This is a genomic window from Microcoleus vaginatus HSN003 (assembly GCF_022701255.1).
Classification (GTDB): domain Bacteria; phylum Cyanobacteriota; class Cyanobacteriia; order Cyanobacteriales; family Microcoleaceae; genus Microcoleus; species Microcoleus vaginatus_B.
In genome coordinates this window covers 3,134,758-3,149,735 of sequence record NZ_CP031705.1, presented here as the reverse complement: position 1 = coordinate 3,149,735, position 14,978 = coordinate 3,134,758, and the positions used below count along the sequence as shown (strand labels likewise).

Annotated in this window: 17 protein-coding genes; 8 read left to right on the top strand and 9 right to left on the bottom strand. The window is 46.4% G+C overall.

Translation table 11 applies throughout. The features are described 5' to 3' along the window. Positions 1–250: 250 nt before the first annotated feature. Positions 251–1,558, top strand: a complete 1,308-nt coding sequence (locus tag D0A37_RS13620) for an NF041680 family putative transposase (protein ID WP_242716831.1) — start codon at positions 251–253, stop codon at positions 1,556–1,558. A 122-nt stretch (positions 1,559–1,680) separates the two neighbouring features. Here the strand turns inward: D0A37_RS13620 and D0A37_RS13615 are convergent, their stop codons facing one another. Further along, positions 1,681–2,595: a branched-chain amino acid transaminase gene (locus tag D0A37_RS13615; protein WP_242724886.1), complete on the bottom strand. Its 915-nt coding sequence runs from the start codon at positions 2,593–2,595 to the stop codon at positions 1,681–1,683. A gap of 286 nt (positions 2,596–2,881) precedes the next feature. Between D0A37_RS13615 and D0A37_RS13610 the strand changes: the two genes are divergently transcribed. Next, positions 2,882–3,250, top strand: a complete 369-nt coding sequence (locus D0A37_RS13610) for a Lin0512 family protein (protein ID WP_242724885.1) — start codon at positions 2,882–2,884, stop codon at positions 3,248–3,250. Between the two features lie 458 nt (positions 3,251–3,708). Here the strand turns inward: D0A37_RS13610 and D0A37_RS13605 are convergent, their stop codons facing one another. From D0A37_RS13605 to D0A37_RS13595, 3 genes are all read right to left on the bottom strand, one after another. After that, on the bottom strand, positions 3,709–4,533 hold the full coding sequence (locus D0A37_RS13605) for a DUF4142 domain-containing protein (protein ID WP_242724884.1): 825 nt from the start codon (positions 4,531–4,533) through the stop codon (positions 3,709–3,711). A gap of 71 nt (positions 4,534–4,604) precedes the next feature. Continuing rightward, a complete protein-coding gene (locus D0A37_RS13600) occupies positions 4,605–5,657 on the bottom strand; it encodes a hypothetical protein (RefSeq protein WP_242724883.1) in 1,053 nt (350 codons plus the stop codon). A 598-nt stretch (positions 5,658–6,255) separates the two neighbouring features. Then, positions 6,256–6,417, bottom strand: coding sequence for a hypothetical protein (locus D0A37_RS13595; protein ID WP_242724882.1), 162 nt, complete (start codon positions 6,415–6,417; stop codon positions 6,256–6,258). Between the two features lie 398 nt (positions 6,418–6,815). Between D0A37_RS13595 and D0A37_RS13590 the strand changes: the two genes are divergently transcribed. Next, positions 6,816–7,058, top strand: a complete 243-nt coding sequence (locus D0A37_RS13590; RefSeq protein WP_190662935.1) for a ChaB family protein — start codon at positions 6,816–6,818, stop codon at positions 7,056–7,058. Positions 7,059–7,289: 231 nt separating this feature from the next. Here the strand turns inward: D0A37_RS13590 and D0A37_RS13585 are convergent, their stop codons facing one another. Then, entirely contained in the window at positions 7,290–7,922 is a 633-nt protein-coding gene (locus tag D0A37_RS13585; protein ID WP_242725517.1) for a hypothetical protein, read from the bottom strand. Between the two features lie 248 nt (positions 7,923–8,170). Here D0A37_RS13585 and D0A37_RS13580 point away from each other — a divergent pair, with 248 nt between their 5' ends. Then, the gene (locus tag D0A37_RS13580; protein ID WP_242724880.1) at positions 8,171–8,890 is read left to right on the top strand and encodes a class I SAM-dependent methyltransferase; all 720 of its coding nucleotides are present in this window, start codon (positions 8,171–8,173) and stop codon (positions 8,888–8,890) included. A 188-nt stretch (positions 8,891–9,078) separates the two neighbouring features. Here D0A37_RS13580 and D0A37_RS13575 read toward each other — a convergent pair whose 3' ends face one another. Further along, positions 9,079–10,179 (bottom strand): iron-containing redox enzyme family protein, encoded by a 1,101-nt coding sequence (locus D0A37_RS13575; protein WP_242724878.1) that lies wholly within the window; start codon positions 10,177–10,179, stop codon positions 9,079–9,081. Between the two features lie 11 nt (positions 10,180–10,190). On the opposite strand from D0A37_RS13575, the gene D0A37_RS13570 reads away from it, so the two are divergent. Next, on the top strand, positions 10,191–10,367 hold the full coding sequence (locus D0A37_RS13570) for a hypothetical protein (protein ID WP_242724877.1): 177 nt from the start codon (positions 10,191–10,193) through the stop codon (positions 10,365–10,367). Between the two features lie 44 nt (positions 10,368–10,411). On the opposite strand, the gene D0A37_RS13565 is transcribed toward D0A37_RS13570, so the two are convergent. Further along, positions 10,412–10,567, bottom strand: coding sequence for a hypothetical protein (locus tag D0A37_RS13565; RefSeq protein WP_242724876.1), 156 nt, complete (start codon positions 10,565–10,567; stop codon positions 10,412–10,414). A 516-nt stretch (positions 10,568–11,083) separates the two neighbouring features. Between D0A37_RS13565 and D0A37_RS13560 the strand changes: the two genes are divergently transcribed. Both D0A37_RS13560 and D0A37_RS29020 read left to right on the top strand, forming a co-directional pair. Beyond that, positions 11,084–11,524 carry a hypothetical protein gene (locus D0A37_RS13560; protein ID WP_242724875.1) on the top strand — a complete coding sequence of 147 codons (441 nt, stop codon included), beginning with the start codon at positions 11,084–11,086 and terminating at the stop codon, positions 11,522–11,524. A gap of 214 nt (positions 11,525–11,738) precedes the next feature. Then, on the top strand, positions 11,739–11,867 hold the full coding sequence (locus D0A37_RS29020; protein WP_278187199.1) for a hypothetical protein: 129 nt from the start codon (positions 11,739–11,741) through the stop codon (positions 11,865–11,867). Between the two features lie 353 nt (positions 11,868–12,220). Here D0A37_RS29020 and D0A37_RS13555 read toward each other — a convergent pair whose 3' ends face one another. Further along, positions 12,221–12,421, bottom strand: coding sequence for a hypothetical protein (locus D0A37_RS13555; protein WP_242724874.1), 201 nt, complete (start codon positions 12,419–12,421; stop codon positions 12,221–12,223). A 36-nt stretch (positions 12,422–12,457) separates the two neighbouring features. Then, a complete protein-coding gene (locus tag D0A37_RS13550) occupies positions 12,458–14,254 on the bottom strand; it encodes an AAA-like domain-containing protein (RefSeq protein ID WP_242724873.1) in 1,797 nt (598 codons plus the stop codon). A 175-nt stretch (positions 14,255–14,429) separates the two neighbouring features. Between D0A37_RS13550 and D0A37_RS13545 the strand changes: the two genes are divergently transcribed. Then, entirely contained in the window at positions 14,430–14,975 is a 546-nt protein-coding gene (locus D0A37_RS13545; protein ID WP_242724872.1) for an NfeD family protein, read from the top strand. Positions 14,976–14,978 lie beyond the last annotated feature (3 nt).

Sequence of the window (14,978 nt, the reverse complement as noted above, 5' to 3'; positions counted from 1 at the left end):
CTTTACCAGGCTCTTCCTGGTAACTGGAGTTTAGACTAAGCACCTCTTAAAGCACGGTTAGATTTCAACTTAAGAACGGCAATGGTCGCTGGTGAAGAGCTATGAGGCTCAACCACTAGCATAGATGCCGACGACCGTTGACGTTCTCTTCGGCTGACAACCTCAAAAAAAAACTGTCTGCGATAGTTTCAACAGACAGCGTAAGGGTAGAAGATTGAGAATTCAGCTAAAAATCTCAAATCTACCTGCCATGAAGTTTGAACAATTACGGGAATTTCGTCAACAAGCTTATGAATGTCTCGGCAATGCCAAAGACGCCACCTTTGAACTAGCAGACGCGATAATGACGACTCGCCACGTCTCATGTTTAGGAGATTTAGCCCTCAATCCCTTATTTCGGCGTGAGTGGTCAAGCGTCTACGAAGCGCTGCAAGATTGTAGACCAGACCGAGACCAATTGATGCAACTATATATCCAACAGATGTCACAAGTGGAACGTCCAGTATTAGCGATCGATCATACAGCATGGTTGAGACCCCATGCACCTACTCTCAAAGAACGGACCTATGAACATCAACCCACAGCCTTACCTCACGGCATACCTGTTGGTATCGGTCAAGGATATAGTACGATCGCACTGATACCAACGATTAGCGGGAGTTGGGCGCTGCCATTAAGACACGAACGTATTACCAGTTGGGACAACCCAATCGGTAAAGGCGCTGAACAATTGGCACAAGTCTGTGAATATCTTCAGAATAGACCCATCGCCCTATTTGATAGTGAGTATGGGTGCGCCCCTCTGGTTAAAGCTACTGCTGCGATCGCCGCTGATAAACTAATGCGTATTCGCTCCAATCGTTGCTTATGGTCAACACCCCCAGCCTATAGTGGTAGAGGACGGCCAAAAATTCATGGAAACCAGTTTAAGCTTAACGACTCCTCAAGCTGGTGGGAACCAGAACAAACCCTGGAATCCCTTGAGCCGAAACTCGGACGAATCAGGTTGAGAACATGGGATAACTTACATTTCCGAGGTAGTCCCAAACATCCGATGACTCTGATTTTAGTAGAACGCTTAGACACTGTAACGGGTCAATTAAAAACTCAACCTTTGTGGTTAGTTTGGGTTGGTGTTCAAATGCCACCTCTTACAGAAATTTGGCAACTATATCTACGTCGTTTTGCCATCGAACACTGGTATCGCTTAGCGAAACAAACATTGCATTGGACAATTCCGAAGCTAAGCACTCCAGAACAATGTGAACGATGGAGTGATTTGATGCCATTGCTAACTTGGCAATTATGGTTAGCTCAAGATTTAGTCAGGGAAATTCGTCTACCCTGGCAAAAGCCTCTCCCTGAATTGACACCTGGAAGGGTTGCACAATCAATGCTTCCACTTTTAATTAGGATTGGGAGTCCGGCTGTTGCTCCCAAATCCCGAGGAAAATCGGCTGGATGGTCATCCGGTAAACTGCGCGCTCAAAGATGTCGCTATCCCGTGGTCAAAAAGGGTAAAGGTCGGTTCCAAAACTCTCCCAAATTCGTAATTTAACCTTAGAAAACTCTTTCTAAATTCACTAGAATTTCACTCAGCGTTAGCTGAGTCAATTTGTGCTTAGTCTAAACTCCAATGGTAACGAGTGAACTCGCTTCTACGAGCACAGGTATTTTCGGTTAATTAAGATTAATCGGAAATACCCATTCTTTATAATTGCTGTCGCGATTTTCGATAATCTCCGTCAGTTTGTCCAAAATCTTTTCGGTGATGGGTCGGTTTGTGGGCAAGTGATAGTTTTCCACTCGCTTAATTGGGGTAATTTTGGCTGCGGTTCCGCAGAGGAAAATTTCGTCTGCAATCAACAATTCTGATTTGTCAACTGGTCTTTCTATTACTTCAATTCCTAAGTCTCGGGCGATTGTGATTACGCTGTCTCTGGTAATTCCTTCCAGAATATCTTGCTCGAAACCGGGAGTAACTAATTTACCGTTTCTGGCGACAAATATGTTCATTCCTGAAGCTTCGCTGACTTTTCCCTGAGTATTCATCATAATTGCTTCGTCGAAGCCGGATTCTACTGCTTCGGTTTTGGCTAATGCTGAGGTGATGTAAGCGCCGCTAATTTTACCTCTTAATGGCAAGCTGCGGTCTTCTTGACGGTACCAAGAGCTAATTCTACAGTTGACTCCTTCTTTGGGCAAATAGTCTGAGAGTTCTAATCCGTAGACAAAAAAGTCTGTTTCTACGTTGTGCAGTCGCGGGGCAATTCCTAAACTGGATGTGTAGATAAAAGGGCGAATATAAAATGATTTTGTTGGCTGGTTTTTCTGGACAAACTCAATGATTATTTGTTGAATTTTGCTGGCTGGTAAATCGCAGTGGAGGAAACTCGCACTTTGACTTAATCTTTGACAGTGGCGGTCTAATCTAAATAGCAATATTCGATCGGCATTTTGGGGGTCTGGAATTCCCCGCAACCCGCCTAAGACTCCGGTTCCGTAGTGCAGCGCGTGGGTGGCTATGGAAATTTTGGCGTCGGTAAAGGGGAGAAATTGGTTTTGAAAGTAGGCAATTGGTAGAAAACTATCCATGATTCAAGCTGGCGATGAGTTTTGCAGTCCGCTGGGAAAGCTGAATTGGGTAATATTACCATAAGTTATACCATTTTAAGTTTAAGATTTTAGATTTTAGATTTACAATGACTGATTTGATATAAGTTTGGAGGTGGTCTAAAGTTACCTTTTTTTATTAAATGAGATGATTATTGTGTTATTCGATGGAGCGATAAAATAATATAAAATGCGGTCATTTGGGTTGATAATTGTTTGGGGAAAGAGTGCGAGCGACTACAAACAAAAAATCAACCAAGGGGCAACTATGGCACGTAAATGTTTCATCATTGAAATGGGGATGGGTATAGACCAGCACGGACAGGAACCGACTGTAGCCTGTGCAAGGGCTGTACGAAATGCGATCGCCCATAATGCTTTGCTAGGCGTCTGGGAAGTGGCGGGTTTGACTGATCCGAATCAGATGATTGTTGAGGTAAAGGTGGCTGTTCCTTACCCGGAACAAGTGCGGGAACAGGAGGTGTTGGCGGTGCTACCTTTTGGCAGCAAAACTCTGATTGTGGAGCAAGGAGGGATGATTGTCCCAGGAAGGGCGATCGCCTCTCTGAATGATAAAAATGATGAAATGCTAATCGCTGTGGCGGCTGTGAGTGTTTTTGTGGAAACTGTGGACTAATTAATTTGGTGTTGTTTGGATAAATCGCCCGATCGCACTTGCTTGCGCGATCGGGCGATCGAATGCTTGTCTGTTAAAAAATGATTAATTTAGACTAAGTTGTAGGGGTGCCCGGAGATCTGGCATGAAATACCGTATAAAATCGGTGGCTCTGAGACAGGCTACAATCGGTCTGTTCTAGGGTAAGACTTATTTGCGCCTATCTACTTAGTTTTTTAACTTTTAATGTGATAATTATTAATTTCTCAGGCGACCGGGTATGTAAGCAATCCAGCAAAACCCTACGATTAATAACAGCCACGTCGCTGTAATATTGCTGCCCAACAAGTTGCGGAGAAAATCTTCCATTGTTATCAAAAATTATAGGGTTTAAAAGAATATATTGCGGTTTCCTCTCGCAGCACAAAAGGTAGAGTCCGAGCGCATAAAACCCGATCGGACTCTACCTCCTCTACCTGCTATTTGGGCTGGCTGGTATCTGCCAACATTTGGTTAACCATTTTCAAGTGCGCCTGAAGGTTCGGCAACTTCTGGGTGGCCCAAGCCTTCAAGTCGGGATCTTGTCCCTGTTGAGATTGAGCCTGAAACAGAGCAATAGCCTGAGTGTGGCTGTCGATCATAGCCTGCTTGTAAGCAGCATCAAAACTTGTACCGGAGAGTCCCGAAAGTCGATCCATCAAAGCTTTGTTCTGGGTACTCATCTCGGCTGGCAATTCAACCTGCTTTTGCATTACTAACTGCATCAGCTCTTGATTAGCCTTGGTGTGTTCCTCTACCATTTCTTGCCCGTATTGTTTCACACCAGCACTAGAACCGCGCTGCACTGCCAATCTGCCGAGCTCCACTTCCATCATACTAAGTTGACCTGCTTGCATGACAAAGGTTCTGTCTTTGCTGCTGAGAGAACTAGGCGAAGTTTCGCCACCTGCTGGAGAGTTGGGAGAACGGCCGGGAGTGTTGTTGGTGGGGGTATTTGGAGAACGGCCGGGAGTGTTGTTGGTGGGGGTATCTGAACTGTCGGGAGTGTTGTTGGTAGGGGTATCTGAACTGTCGGGAGAACGGCCGGGAGTGTTGTTGGTGGGGAGATTTGGAGATTTAGGAAGAGTCTCATCGTCGGCTTGGTTATCAGCAAGCTCAAAAACCCGATCGCCCGACTGGTTGAAGCCGTTAGTCTGGCGGTTTAATTCTGCCAATGCCGGCACAGCTATCAAGGAACTAACGCCGGCAATTCCGGCAACTGTTACCAATTTTTGGAACAAATTTTTGCGATTGAGTGAAGTCATGAATTTCTAAGCCTCTAAGTTGTTTTCAAAAGTATGTGAAGCGAAGCTATCCCGTAGGGAATCGCCCGAAACTACCGATGGGAGGGTGTACTGCCTTTCCGAAACAAGTTGATCAAACCAAACGCACCCAAGGCACCCAGCCACCCGAAATTGTTGGGGCTATCGCGCCGAGCACTCAAAACTCCAGAATTAGTATCAGCCGGCGTCGATGTGGTACCGGTTGTACCCGTTGTACCCGTTGTGCCAGTGCCTGTTGTACCGGTTGTACCCGTTGTGCCAGTGCCTGTTGTACCGGTTGTACCCGTTGTGCCAGTGCCTGTTGTACCGGTTGTACCCGTTGTGCCAGTGCCTGTCGTACCGGTTGTACCCGTTGTGCCAGTGCCAGTTGTATCGGTTGTGCCCGTTGTGCCAGTGCCAGTTGTATCGGTTGTACCGCTTGTACCCGTGCCTGTCGTATCGGTTGTACCGGTGCCAGTTGTACCGGTTGTACCCGTTGTGCCCGTGCCACTCGTACCGCTTGTACCGGTGCCAGTCGTATCGGTTGTGCCCGTTGTACCCGTGCCTGTCGTATCGGTTGTACCGCTTGTACCCGTGCCTGTCGTATCGGTTGTACCGCTTGTGCCCGTGCCTGTCGTACCGCTTGTACCCGTTGTACCCGTGCCTGTCGTACCGCTTGTACCAGTGTCACTCGTACCGCTTGTACCGCTTGTGCCGGTGCCAGTCGTATCGGTTGTACCGCTTGTGCCGGTGCCTGTCGTACCGCTTGTACCGCTTGTGCCAGTGCCCGTCGTACCGCTTGTACCAGTGTCACTCGTACCGCTTGTACCGCTTGTGCCAGCGCCAGTCGTACCGCTTGTACCCGTACCCGTATCAGTCGTACCGCTTGTACCGGCGCCTGTCGTACCGCTTGTGCCGCTTGTGCCAGTCGTACCGCTTGTGCCAGTCGTACCGCTTGTGCCAGTCGTACCGCTTGTGCCAGTCGTACCGCTACCGCCTGCACCGCCGCCTGCACCGCCTCCAGCACCGCCCGACTGGGCAGAAGCAGGCACTGCGAAGGAAACCGTGGCTAAACCTAAAGTACAAGCGCTTGCTAAAACAACTTTCAACAATTTAGAAGATTTCATGGTAATGCTTGCTTTTTCGTATAGTCTTGCGATCGCTTGTGATGCCAAAACCGCAGGGTCAAATTGACAGCGTAACGTGCAACTTTTCTAACCTTTGCTGCGGGATAATAAAGGTAAGGGAGCAAATTTAGTCCCGTCCCCTCGATTATTTTGCCCTGATCAATTACACCGCAGCCTTAATAGTTTATAAGCTATTACGTATCCTTCAAGTTCGCCATTCGTCTTTAGGAATATTTGGCAAAATGGCGTTTTCTTTCAGGTGGTGGATGATATTTGATTGAGTGGCCGACTAGCTCAATCAAAATTTGTGTACGGGGGATAAAGAGCGGGTTGCTCTGAAAAATTTTGGGTTGAGTAACGAAACATATACGCATCAACCGGGTTTCTGAGACAAGCGCGCGGTTCTTCCTATAAATTTTCTCCTGCGGCTGGTGCTGTGAGACAGAAATTCTGGATTTTCTCACCGTCAATTTTGGGTTAGCGCTACGCCATAGGAGTTAGTTTCAAATTTTTTTGAGCGCTATTTTTCCTTAACTTGCTGCTAGCTATTTGGACACTGGCAGAATACCGATCAAACTTTCCCAGAAACTAAATTATCTCAAAACGCCCGATCGAGCGTTTTGAGTGACCCGATCGCCTGCAACCCCATAACCGCAACGCTTTTGATAGGGTTTCGACTTACCTCCAACAGGAAGACGATGTGAGGGCTATCCGAAGCGGGCCCGCACGACATTACATTAACCAGCGGTGGCACAGTCATCCGAATTGCTCGTGAGTGCGATCGGCTAAACCCTAATATCCTATCCTAAAGCCAAAACTATGCCAGAGAGCGCTTATTCCCTCACACATTGCCCCAGCAGACATCAACTATGCTGCATCGAATTCTTGCCCGAAGTGGCTATTTAATGTTAATCGCTTTTTCTAAGTTCGCCAGTTAAAAACCCGAAATCAGATTAATGGCTATTTGAGCAAGGAAATTACCAAAATCCGATTGAACCAGCAACTGCCAGTCAATTGCGCTCTCTGAACACAATAAATTTAATATTACATCTGTCCTCAGAATGAGAAAAATGCGGTCTAAAACTTGCTTTTAGAGAGAGGAAAGTAGTGGCTTCTAGTATATAAGATTAAATTTATGTTTAATAATTAGAGGTCATTATGCCAGAACAACAATTTGATACCTTACCTTCAGAAGCACAAGAACTCCCCCAAGGGGCGAAACAAATTTTTCAAGCGGCTTTTAAGAGCGCTAGTGAAGATGGAATGAGCGCCGATGGTGCTACTAGCGTTGCTTGGAACAGCGTAAAATCTGAATATGTTCAAGGCGAAGGTGGCACGTGGCATCACAAGGGTGACGATACTAACCAAACCCGCAAATCTGTACAGTCTGGTGGCAATTAGTCCTACGCCCTCACTTCTATCGTGTCCGCTAAAATAACCGTTATCCGGTGTGTAGTGATGACTTCATTCCTCATTTTATGATGATTTTATGATGAGTGAATTCCTCACTACCAACCAATGTGAGTAAAGTTATTCTAGCGGTCATGATATCATCAGTCATTCGCAAGGTACTGATGACTGGTGGTTAATTATTTACGGTTGATAGCTCTTGGGATCGCTTCTGTAGTGGAGTTAATCGAGCCTGTTAATCGGCTGCCGCATATCCCATTGCAATTCGGCTAAAACGAGCAAGCTAAATACCATTAGCGTTCCAGTAAATAGGAAAGACCAACCGTCGGTATAAGGCACAATCACACTGCCCAACAGGTGAAATAAACTTGCTGCTAACAGCGCGCGCGATCGCACTGCAAATCCCGTCCCGAAATACCCAATTCCGCTCAGTCCCAGCCACAGGGGACAGAGATTCGCCAACACTTTTCCCCAACTACAAAAAATGGCTAAATCAGTCAGCAGCACTCCTAATAACATCAGTATTACCCAACCGTAAAGCACCCACCTCAGACGTTCTATTTTAACCCAATAGTATGTCAGGCTTACCATTGCTGCTGTACCTACAAGGCTGAGCGTTGACCACAAACCTGCTTGCAGCATCCAACTCACAGAAAAAAATTGTGCCGTGCCGAACATGGGTATTAACAGTAAACTCCACAACAGGCAAGCTCGATCGAGACAAGTATAAAATTTTGAATAAAATCGATTTTTGCCAAGGGGCAAGTGAACGTGCCAAATCCCTTCTAAATTCTGATTATCAATGTTAAGCTGTTTGTGGGTGAAAGGCGGAACTGAATAATTAAAAAAGGTCATGTTTGACACGATTAAAATTAATAATTAGTGGTTAATATACCTATCTCATCAGCAATCCATTTAATTGCAATCTACCAAGTGGGTTAATTTTCTTAAGGTGAGGCTCTATCGGCGGTAAGAGTCCTTTAATCGCACTCACTATGTAAAACAGGAAAAAAGAGATTATCGAATAAAATAGCTCTTGCGACAGATGGCTGTACTATTAGTTATTCGATACTTTTAAAATAGTCAACTTTGTTACAGAATTTATGCTCACTTCATCCCATCCTCTGAAACAGGTATTCCACTGCCCGGAAGAATCGGATTTTTACTCGCACTGCTTGGAAAGTTTAGTGTTAAATGCTAGTGACAATTCTCGACTTATCGTAGAGTTTGGTTCAGGAGAGGGCAGTCCAGTTATTAAGTCTTTGCTGAGAAGTGATTTTGACGGGACAATACAGGGATTTGAGCTAAATAATGTAGCTTGGAAAATTGCTCAGTCTCAAATTAAGGAATATCAACTGAGCGAAAAATACACGGTCAACAATTGCTCTTTTTTTGAGTCGCCTTTATACGAGTCGGCGGATTGTGTCATCTCAAATCCGCCTTACTTGCCTGCGGTGGATGATAAAATTTACCAGCCACTGTTGCACGGCGGGAGTGATGGTTGTACAATTGCTAAAAAACTTTTATCTCTGGGCAGTGACGAAGTTTTGCTGATGGTTTCTAGCTATTCTAATCCTGTGGGTTTGATCGATTATGCCTTGGATCGAGGCTACTCGGTTGCAAATTTTGAGATTGCACCTTTAACTTTTGGCTATTATAGTTCGGAACCGAAGGTGAAAAGTGCGATCGCCACTCTGCGAGAACAGGGAATGGCTTTTTATTCGGAAAATATCTATCTGCTGGCTGGAGTTTTGTTTAAGAAGCAAGAAAAGTCGCAAAGAGATTTGTCGATCGAGCTCATTCAGTTAATGACAGCATTTTAAAATACAGCGGTGCCTCTGAGATGTTGCACCATTGTCAGCAACAGGCAAGGTCAGCAACAGGCAAGATGCCTGTTCCACAAGAAATACACTCTTGGTGGAACAGGCATCTTGCCTGTTCCTCAAAGGCTTATTGAGAACCTGCAAGATTTAGGGTGCATCAATCTCTGACGCACCCTACTATATAGCCGTTAATTCCGTTCTGCGGCTTGGATCGATCGCACTACAGCCGCGCCAGCCCGATCGCCGATCGACTTCTCCTGATCGTAGCCCAACACCAGCTCCCAAGCCTCCTGCGGGTATCTATCAACCAGCGGGATCGCCACTTCATCCAACATCCAGCGGCCGTGACGCTCATCTTCTTTGATGTGCAGTTCCCAATAACCCATCGCAGCCTGCGACAGACCCAGACGCTGGGCGGCGGCTAGATAATTGCGGTAAGCCACGGGCCCCGCCACCTCAAAATAAGTTAGTCCGCCGTTATAGCGCAGAAAATGGCGCTTGCGTTCCGTCAGCAAAAAGTTGTGATTAATGCTTGCGAGCACTTCCCAAGGCACTAAATCGAAGTACGCTTCTGGTTCTGTACTCATATCGAATTCAGCCAGCATCTGAGCAAAAAAGGTCGAGTGCTTGCGGGGGAGGCGACCGCCGCCGTATTCTTCCATCAGCACTCGGGTAAGGGTACACTGAATTTCGTTGCCGGCGCCGCCGAGGATGCGAGAAAGGCGGCTGGCTTCCACTAAACCGTCGAAAGAGGCGATCGCCAGCAGGTGTTTGTATCCCTCTTCAGTCATCTGTTCCCGCTGGTAGCGATCGAGCTCAGTTAGCGGAGGATCGACATCGGCGGCCGCGCGATCGCGCAGGGCTTGCTTGACATCCGGCAATTTTTGCAGCGCTGCAACGTCGATTTGCGCGAGTTCCCACTGCTGCCAAGGTTCCTCAATGCGATCGCGCACGGAACGCAAATAGTGCGATCGCTCGTTATTGTAGCGGCGCAAATCGTCGTACCAAAACAAGTTGAGGCGGTTGATACGGTAAAGTACGCGCTGCAAGAAGCGGTGAGCGGCCTCATCGCCCGGTTCCTGTTGGTAAGCTGCTTGAAGTGCATAGGCGATCGCGCTTTCAAAATCGCTGACAAGTAACGGTTTTGCCGCCACCGTCTTGTCTAAATCCTCGACTTCTAGCAAATTGACAAATTGCCGATCGGCTGCTTCATAATTTGGGAGTGCGGATTGCTTTTTGGAAAGACTCGGCGAGTGTGAAGAAGGAAGTATCTCTATCGTGTTTGGCATGGAATCAAGTTATGCTAACTCTAATTATTGTGGTGCCTGTCCAAACAGCCAACCGTTCCAAATTGCTGAGGATTATGGCTACTTCATTTCACGATACCGAACCAGTCAGCCGCATACACCCTTCCATTGATAGAGATTTGATCGCTACCGTCTCATACCCCCGCTCAAATGCTCTCATCCCTGAGTAAATTACGGGAATTGCCGGATCAGACGCGAGTCAGTATTATTTTAGTCAGTCTCTGCGGGAACGGTTCTCTAAGTTGATGTTGAGTTGAATCTGTTGGCTCTGGTGGCGAGTCCAGGAAAGAAACAGGTTGACGAAGGTGGTGGCGATCGCATCGTAGGAACCGACTAGACTGAATCCGGCAGTGGCGATAGCCCACGGCATAACTGGCGCTTACCACATGGCAAGAACGAACTGAACGGGCTGACTCTGGCAATGGCGAATCCGGTACGAACTAAGCAGGTTTACTTCCGGTGGCGGCGATCGCATTGCTGGCAGCACGGAACAGGCTAAATTCGATAGCGGCGATCGCATTTTTGGCAGGAATCAAACAGATTGACTACGTTTGTGGTGAGCGCATCATCGACTCAAAAAGCAACGGGCTGGGGTACCGCTCGGCAACGACTCCCATCCGTAGCTGCCAATGATTTTTAGCCCTCTTGCAATCTGGGCAAACGATGGGAGTTTTTTATTAATAATTGTTGTAACTACAAAACAGGTAACGATTATCTAAATAATTACCAGAACCAACCCGATACATTTTTTATTAAATATGTTCCCAGCCGTTCAAAGGTTGATGAAAGTTTTATAAACTAGGTATAAATATTTAGGAAAATTTCTCTTGACATAGTAAAAAACCAGACATATAGTTAAAAAGTTACCACTTAAAAAACAAACAAAATGACCTCAAAAATTTGGGTTGAAGGCTGCAAGTATTCTGCTGTGATTGGTACAATTTTTGGGTTATTATTACCAGGATTGCCTTTGTTAGCTGCTGCGCCTTCCTCGACGGTTGCCGGGGATTTGCCTGACGAAACGCACATCGCGCAAGCTGCCACTTTTTGTACTGAAGGAGATATTTCAGTTGCCGAATACATAACTGACAACTATTTCATCTCTATTTGTATGGATGCCAGTGAGAATATGTACTATGTGGATTACAACCGGGTTAATGAAAGGAGTAATACTCTCCATGGCGTCACAACAACCCGCGATGGAAGCTCTTTCATAGTAACGACCTATGATCAAAATGGAAGCAAACTTGTGTACACGGTGGGTGACTATTTTCGCGTAACCAACAATGGTGACCAGGTTGTGTATGAAAAAACCTCCTCAGACTAAAAATTAGCAATAAAAACCCCTCTACAGTAATCTTGCTGTAGAGGGTTTTGTAATATATAGTGATGATTTCCCATTCCCCCCAGGAATCATTGGGAGAGAAAACCCAAGCTCAATGGATTCAGTTCCCCTGGGGCGAGTCATCAGCAATAACTGCCGGAACCGACAGTTTGTAGAATGAGCGACGATCGCCCGCCGGTGGCAGAACCCCATCGGATTGATTGAGTTGATAGTGATCGCATCACCGGCGACGGAACGAACCAAACAGGCTGACTCTGACCGTGGCGATCGCATGGCAAGGACGCAACGAGCTAAGTTACCGCTTATTAACGGCCCCTATCCGTAACTGCCAATGATTCTTGGCCCTCTCGCACTCCGGGCAAACATCCACGGTATCACCGCCATACCCTCGACAAATCAGGTAGAACGAAAGTTGGCGAGCATGGAGTCGGCAGATGGGCCGGTCACAGTTTTCCCCGTCGCATAACAAGGGTGCAGGATTATCGCACAAGTCGCACTGCATTGGGATTCCTCCGTTTCTCAACATCAAAATATTGGCTCATCCCGTCGCCGCCGGATGAAACGAGCTTGGAGCCATTGGATTGAGTCGATTCCAAACCTGGAGATCGGCATCATCAAGACGATGCCCCAAGCTGGGAAGTCTTTACGCGCTATCCGTTGAAAACTTGCAGAAGTTGGCTACAAAACAAAGCGGAACGGGCAAGATGCCCGTTCTTGAAAAACTCCATTTTCTTGTGGAATGGGCATCTTGCCCGTTCTTGAAAAACTCCATTTTCTTGTGGAATGGGCATCTTGCCCGTTCTTGAAAAACTCCATTTTCTTGTGGAACGGGCATCTTGCCCGTTCTTGAAAAACTCCCTTTTCTTGTGGAACGGGCATCTTGCCCGTTCTTAAAAACTGTACAACCTATAACTATCAACCTAGCCGATCGCGAAAATATTCCTCATACAATCGACATCTCGGAATGCAATTATTTCCCTCCAATTTCACCAAACCCATACTGTTTAACTTAAACGCCAATTCTGACCGCAATCGCACAGGTTGTGAAGCACTTGCCACCTCTCTCATCGCGTCCATCAATTCGGAATATTTCTCTAAATTCCATAAATGTCGGCGCAAATGGTCGCTGTAAATTGCCGCTTCAGTTCCTGCCGATTTTACCAACTGATTTAAACTCACATCTTGACGCGAAATGTGATAAATTGCCAGCCGCACCAAATAGGGATGACCTCCCACTAAACCCATCATTTCTGCCACTTCAGCAGCACTCCAATTCAATCCGTGTCGCGCTGCTAAGTCTTGTACTTGCTGCGAATTAAACTCCTGCAAATCAATCGGCAATCCCACATTAAACGGTGATTTATTCACGTCCAGCGGGATATATACTTCCGTAGAATGCACCACAATCAAGCGAAACTTTTTCCAAATATCTCGCCGTTTTGCTTCTTCGTGCAAAGCGCGCAATAACCCAAAGAAGTCGTCGGCAATTTCCGGTGATTCAAACAGGCGATCGCTCTCATCCAAACCTAACGTCAGAGGTTTTGAAGATTCAGACAGTAAATACTGTTCAAAATAAGCTTTGCAGCACTGATTACTGCCAATCAAATCGGCTAGTTCCCAACACTTAGGCAACTGCTCCAGCATTCCTAATTCTTGACCGATGCTAGCACTAAACCACTGCAAAAATGTATCTGAATTAGTAAAAACTCTTCTATTGGCTAGCTGAAAACTCAGCGCTACCGTGCGAGAACCTTGCACTTCTGCGTGATGCAAAATCCTTGCCATCAAAGAAGTTTTGCCCATTTGTCTGGGCGCTTTAATGCGGATTAGCGCTCCCGGTTGGGCGATCGCCTCGTAACAGCGGGATTCGACCGGAGGGCGATCGATATAAAAACGAGAAGCTATTTCAACTTGTCCTCCCGGCAATTCTGGCGGCGCTGCTGGCAGGGGTTGAATTATTGACTGTTTTGTGCTAGTAATTGCGTTCCATTCTACAGCTAATTCATGGTCGGCAGTTAACGATGTGCGACCTTCTTTGAGAATAGTTAAAATTTCTGATAATAACTTTGATGAGTCGCCAGCACCGCGCCACAGCCAGGGCTTAATTCCGGCTAAATAGCTGAGCAAATCAAAGGAAAGCGGTATATTTAATTCAATAAAAATCGGTAAAATTGCTGGTTTTTGAGCATTAATATTGTGCAATTCTTTGGCTAGCTGCACTTGTTCCAATATCATTTCGCTAGCAGCCGATTCTTGGGAAATCAGCAACAGCAAATAATCGCAACGCTTTAAATATGAGGCTGAGTCGCTGCTGTTGTTAATAAAAAAGACTTCGTGACCTCCCGCACTCAAAGCTTGGTGTAACTGCTGGGAAAGGGTGTTGTCTGAGGTCGATCCTCTTCGAGGGCTTCGCCAACGGGCATTGGCGAAGCCCTCCAAGACGATCGCCACTTTTGCCCTCAGCAGCACTACCTCCTCTGGCTCTGAATTCGCCTCAAAATCAGCTATATCGCGCCATTCCTGCCCCAATCCGCGACAAATTTCGATGAAATTGGCATAATCCACAGGTTTGCCATTCAGAAAATGGCTGACAGTAGATTGCGCCATCCCTAAATCCTCAGCCAGGATTTTCTGACTGGGGAAGCCATTTCTCAGGAGACAGGATTTAACTGCACGAATGCACTCTTCGCGCACCCTTAGCGATCGTGGCATTGCTTATCACAATCAAGACACTGAAACCATCATAAATGCCAACCGCCCCTAAAGTCGATGAAAAGTCGATGAAAAGTCGATGAATTTTCAAATAACTCAGTCGCCAACTCAAATAGCCGCCTGATTAGATTAGAAATAACAAGGTTGAATCCCATCAAAACGAGGTAAAAGCATTGTGTATTCTATCTTAATTTGGTCGCTGGCGTCAGCCACTAATCAACCAGGTTTCGCCTTCACCCCGCCCCTATTCTGGCTGCTACTGGGAGTTGTGCTTAGTGCGATGGAGCTATTAATCATCAAAACTCAGCCCCAAAAATACAGATTTTACCTGCTAATGATGGGAGCTTCCGCTTTAATTGAATCCTTTATTTTGTGGAGAGGATCTGTAGCATTTCAGTTTAGTTGGGCCAACATAATGTATGAAGATTTTGACTGGCAAATCTTCTACTGGATGGGGATAGCCCTCGCGCTGAGCATCTGGATTAGACCAATTTTCATTGTTCGCAAAAAGTTTGTGATTCCCGAAGCAACCGAAGCGACAACAATCTCCGAGATTTTCCCCGGAGAAACCGGAATGGTGATTTATGAAGGGGCTTCGTGGAAAGCTCGCAATGAAGATTCCCAAGGGGCGATCGCACCCAGAAAAAAAGTTTACGTTTTGCGCCGCGAAGGAAACACGCTGATTGTTGTACCTGACAGATTAATTCACATCAACGGCTAAATC

Bases quoted from the DNA above. Each gene is read 5' to 3' on its own strand.
- D0A37_RS13620 (WP_242716831.1), top strand. From the start codon at position 251: ATGAAGTTTGAACAATTACGGGAATTTCGTCAACAAGCTTATGAATGT.
- D0A37_RS13615 (WP_242724886.1), bottom strand. From the start codon at position 2,595: ATGGATAGTTTTCTACCAATTGCCTACTTTCAAAACCAATTTCTCCCC.
- D0A37_RS13610 (WP_242724885.1), top strand. From the start codon at position 2,882: ATGGCACGTAAATGTTTCATCATTGAAATGGGGATGGGTATAGACCAG.
- D0A37_RS13605 (WP_242724884.1), bottom strand. From the start codon at position 4,533: ATGACTTCACTCAATCGCAAAAATTTGTTCCAAAAATTGGTAACAGTT.
- D0A37_RS13600 (WP_242724883.1), bottom strand. From the start codon at position 5,657: ATGAAATCTTCTAAATTGTTGAAAGTTGTTTTAGCAAGCGCTTGTACT.
- D0A37_RS13595 (WP_242724882.1), bottom strand. From the start codon at position 6,417: ATGACTGTGCCACCGCTGGTTAATGTAATGTCGTGCGGGCCCGCTTCG.
- D0A37_RS13590 (WP_190662935.1), top strand. From the start codon at position 6,816: ATGCCAGAACAACAATTTGATACCTTACCTTCAGAAGCACAAGAACTC.
- D0A37_RS13585 (WP_242725517.1), bottom strand. From the start codon at position 7,922: ATGACCTTTTTTAATTATTCAGTTCCGCCTTTCACCCACAAACAGCTT.
- D0A37_RS13580 (WP_242724880.1), top strand. From the start codon at position 8,171: ATGCTCACTTCATCCCATCCTCTGAAACAGGTATTCCACTGCCCGGAA.
- D0A37_RS13575 (WP_242724878.1), bottom strand. From the start codon at position 10,179: ATGCCAAACACGATAGAGATACTTCCTTCTTCACACTCGCCGAGTCTT.
- D0A37_RS13570 (WP_242724877.1), top strand. From the start codon at position 10,191: ATGCTAACTCTAATTATTGTGGTGCCTGTCCAAACAGCCAACCGTTCC.
- D0A37_RS13565 (WP_242724876.1), bottom strand. From the start codon at position 10,567: ATGCCGTGGGCTATCGCCACTGCCGGATTCAGTCTAGTCGGTTCCTAC.
- D0A37_RS13560 (WP_242724875.1), top strand. From the start codon at position 11,084: ATGACCTCAAAAATTTGGGTTGAAGGCTGCAAGTATTCTGCTGTGATT.
- D0A37_RS13555 (WP_242724874.1), bottom strand. From the start codon at position 12,421: ATGCCCGTTCCACAAGAAAAGGGAGTTTTTCAAGAACGGGCAAGATGC.
- D0A37_RS13550 (WP_242724873.1), bottom strand. From the start codon at position 14,254: ATGCCACGATCGCTAAGGGTGCGCGAAGAGTGCATTCGTGCAGTTAAA.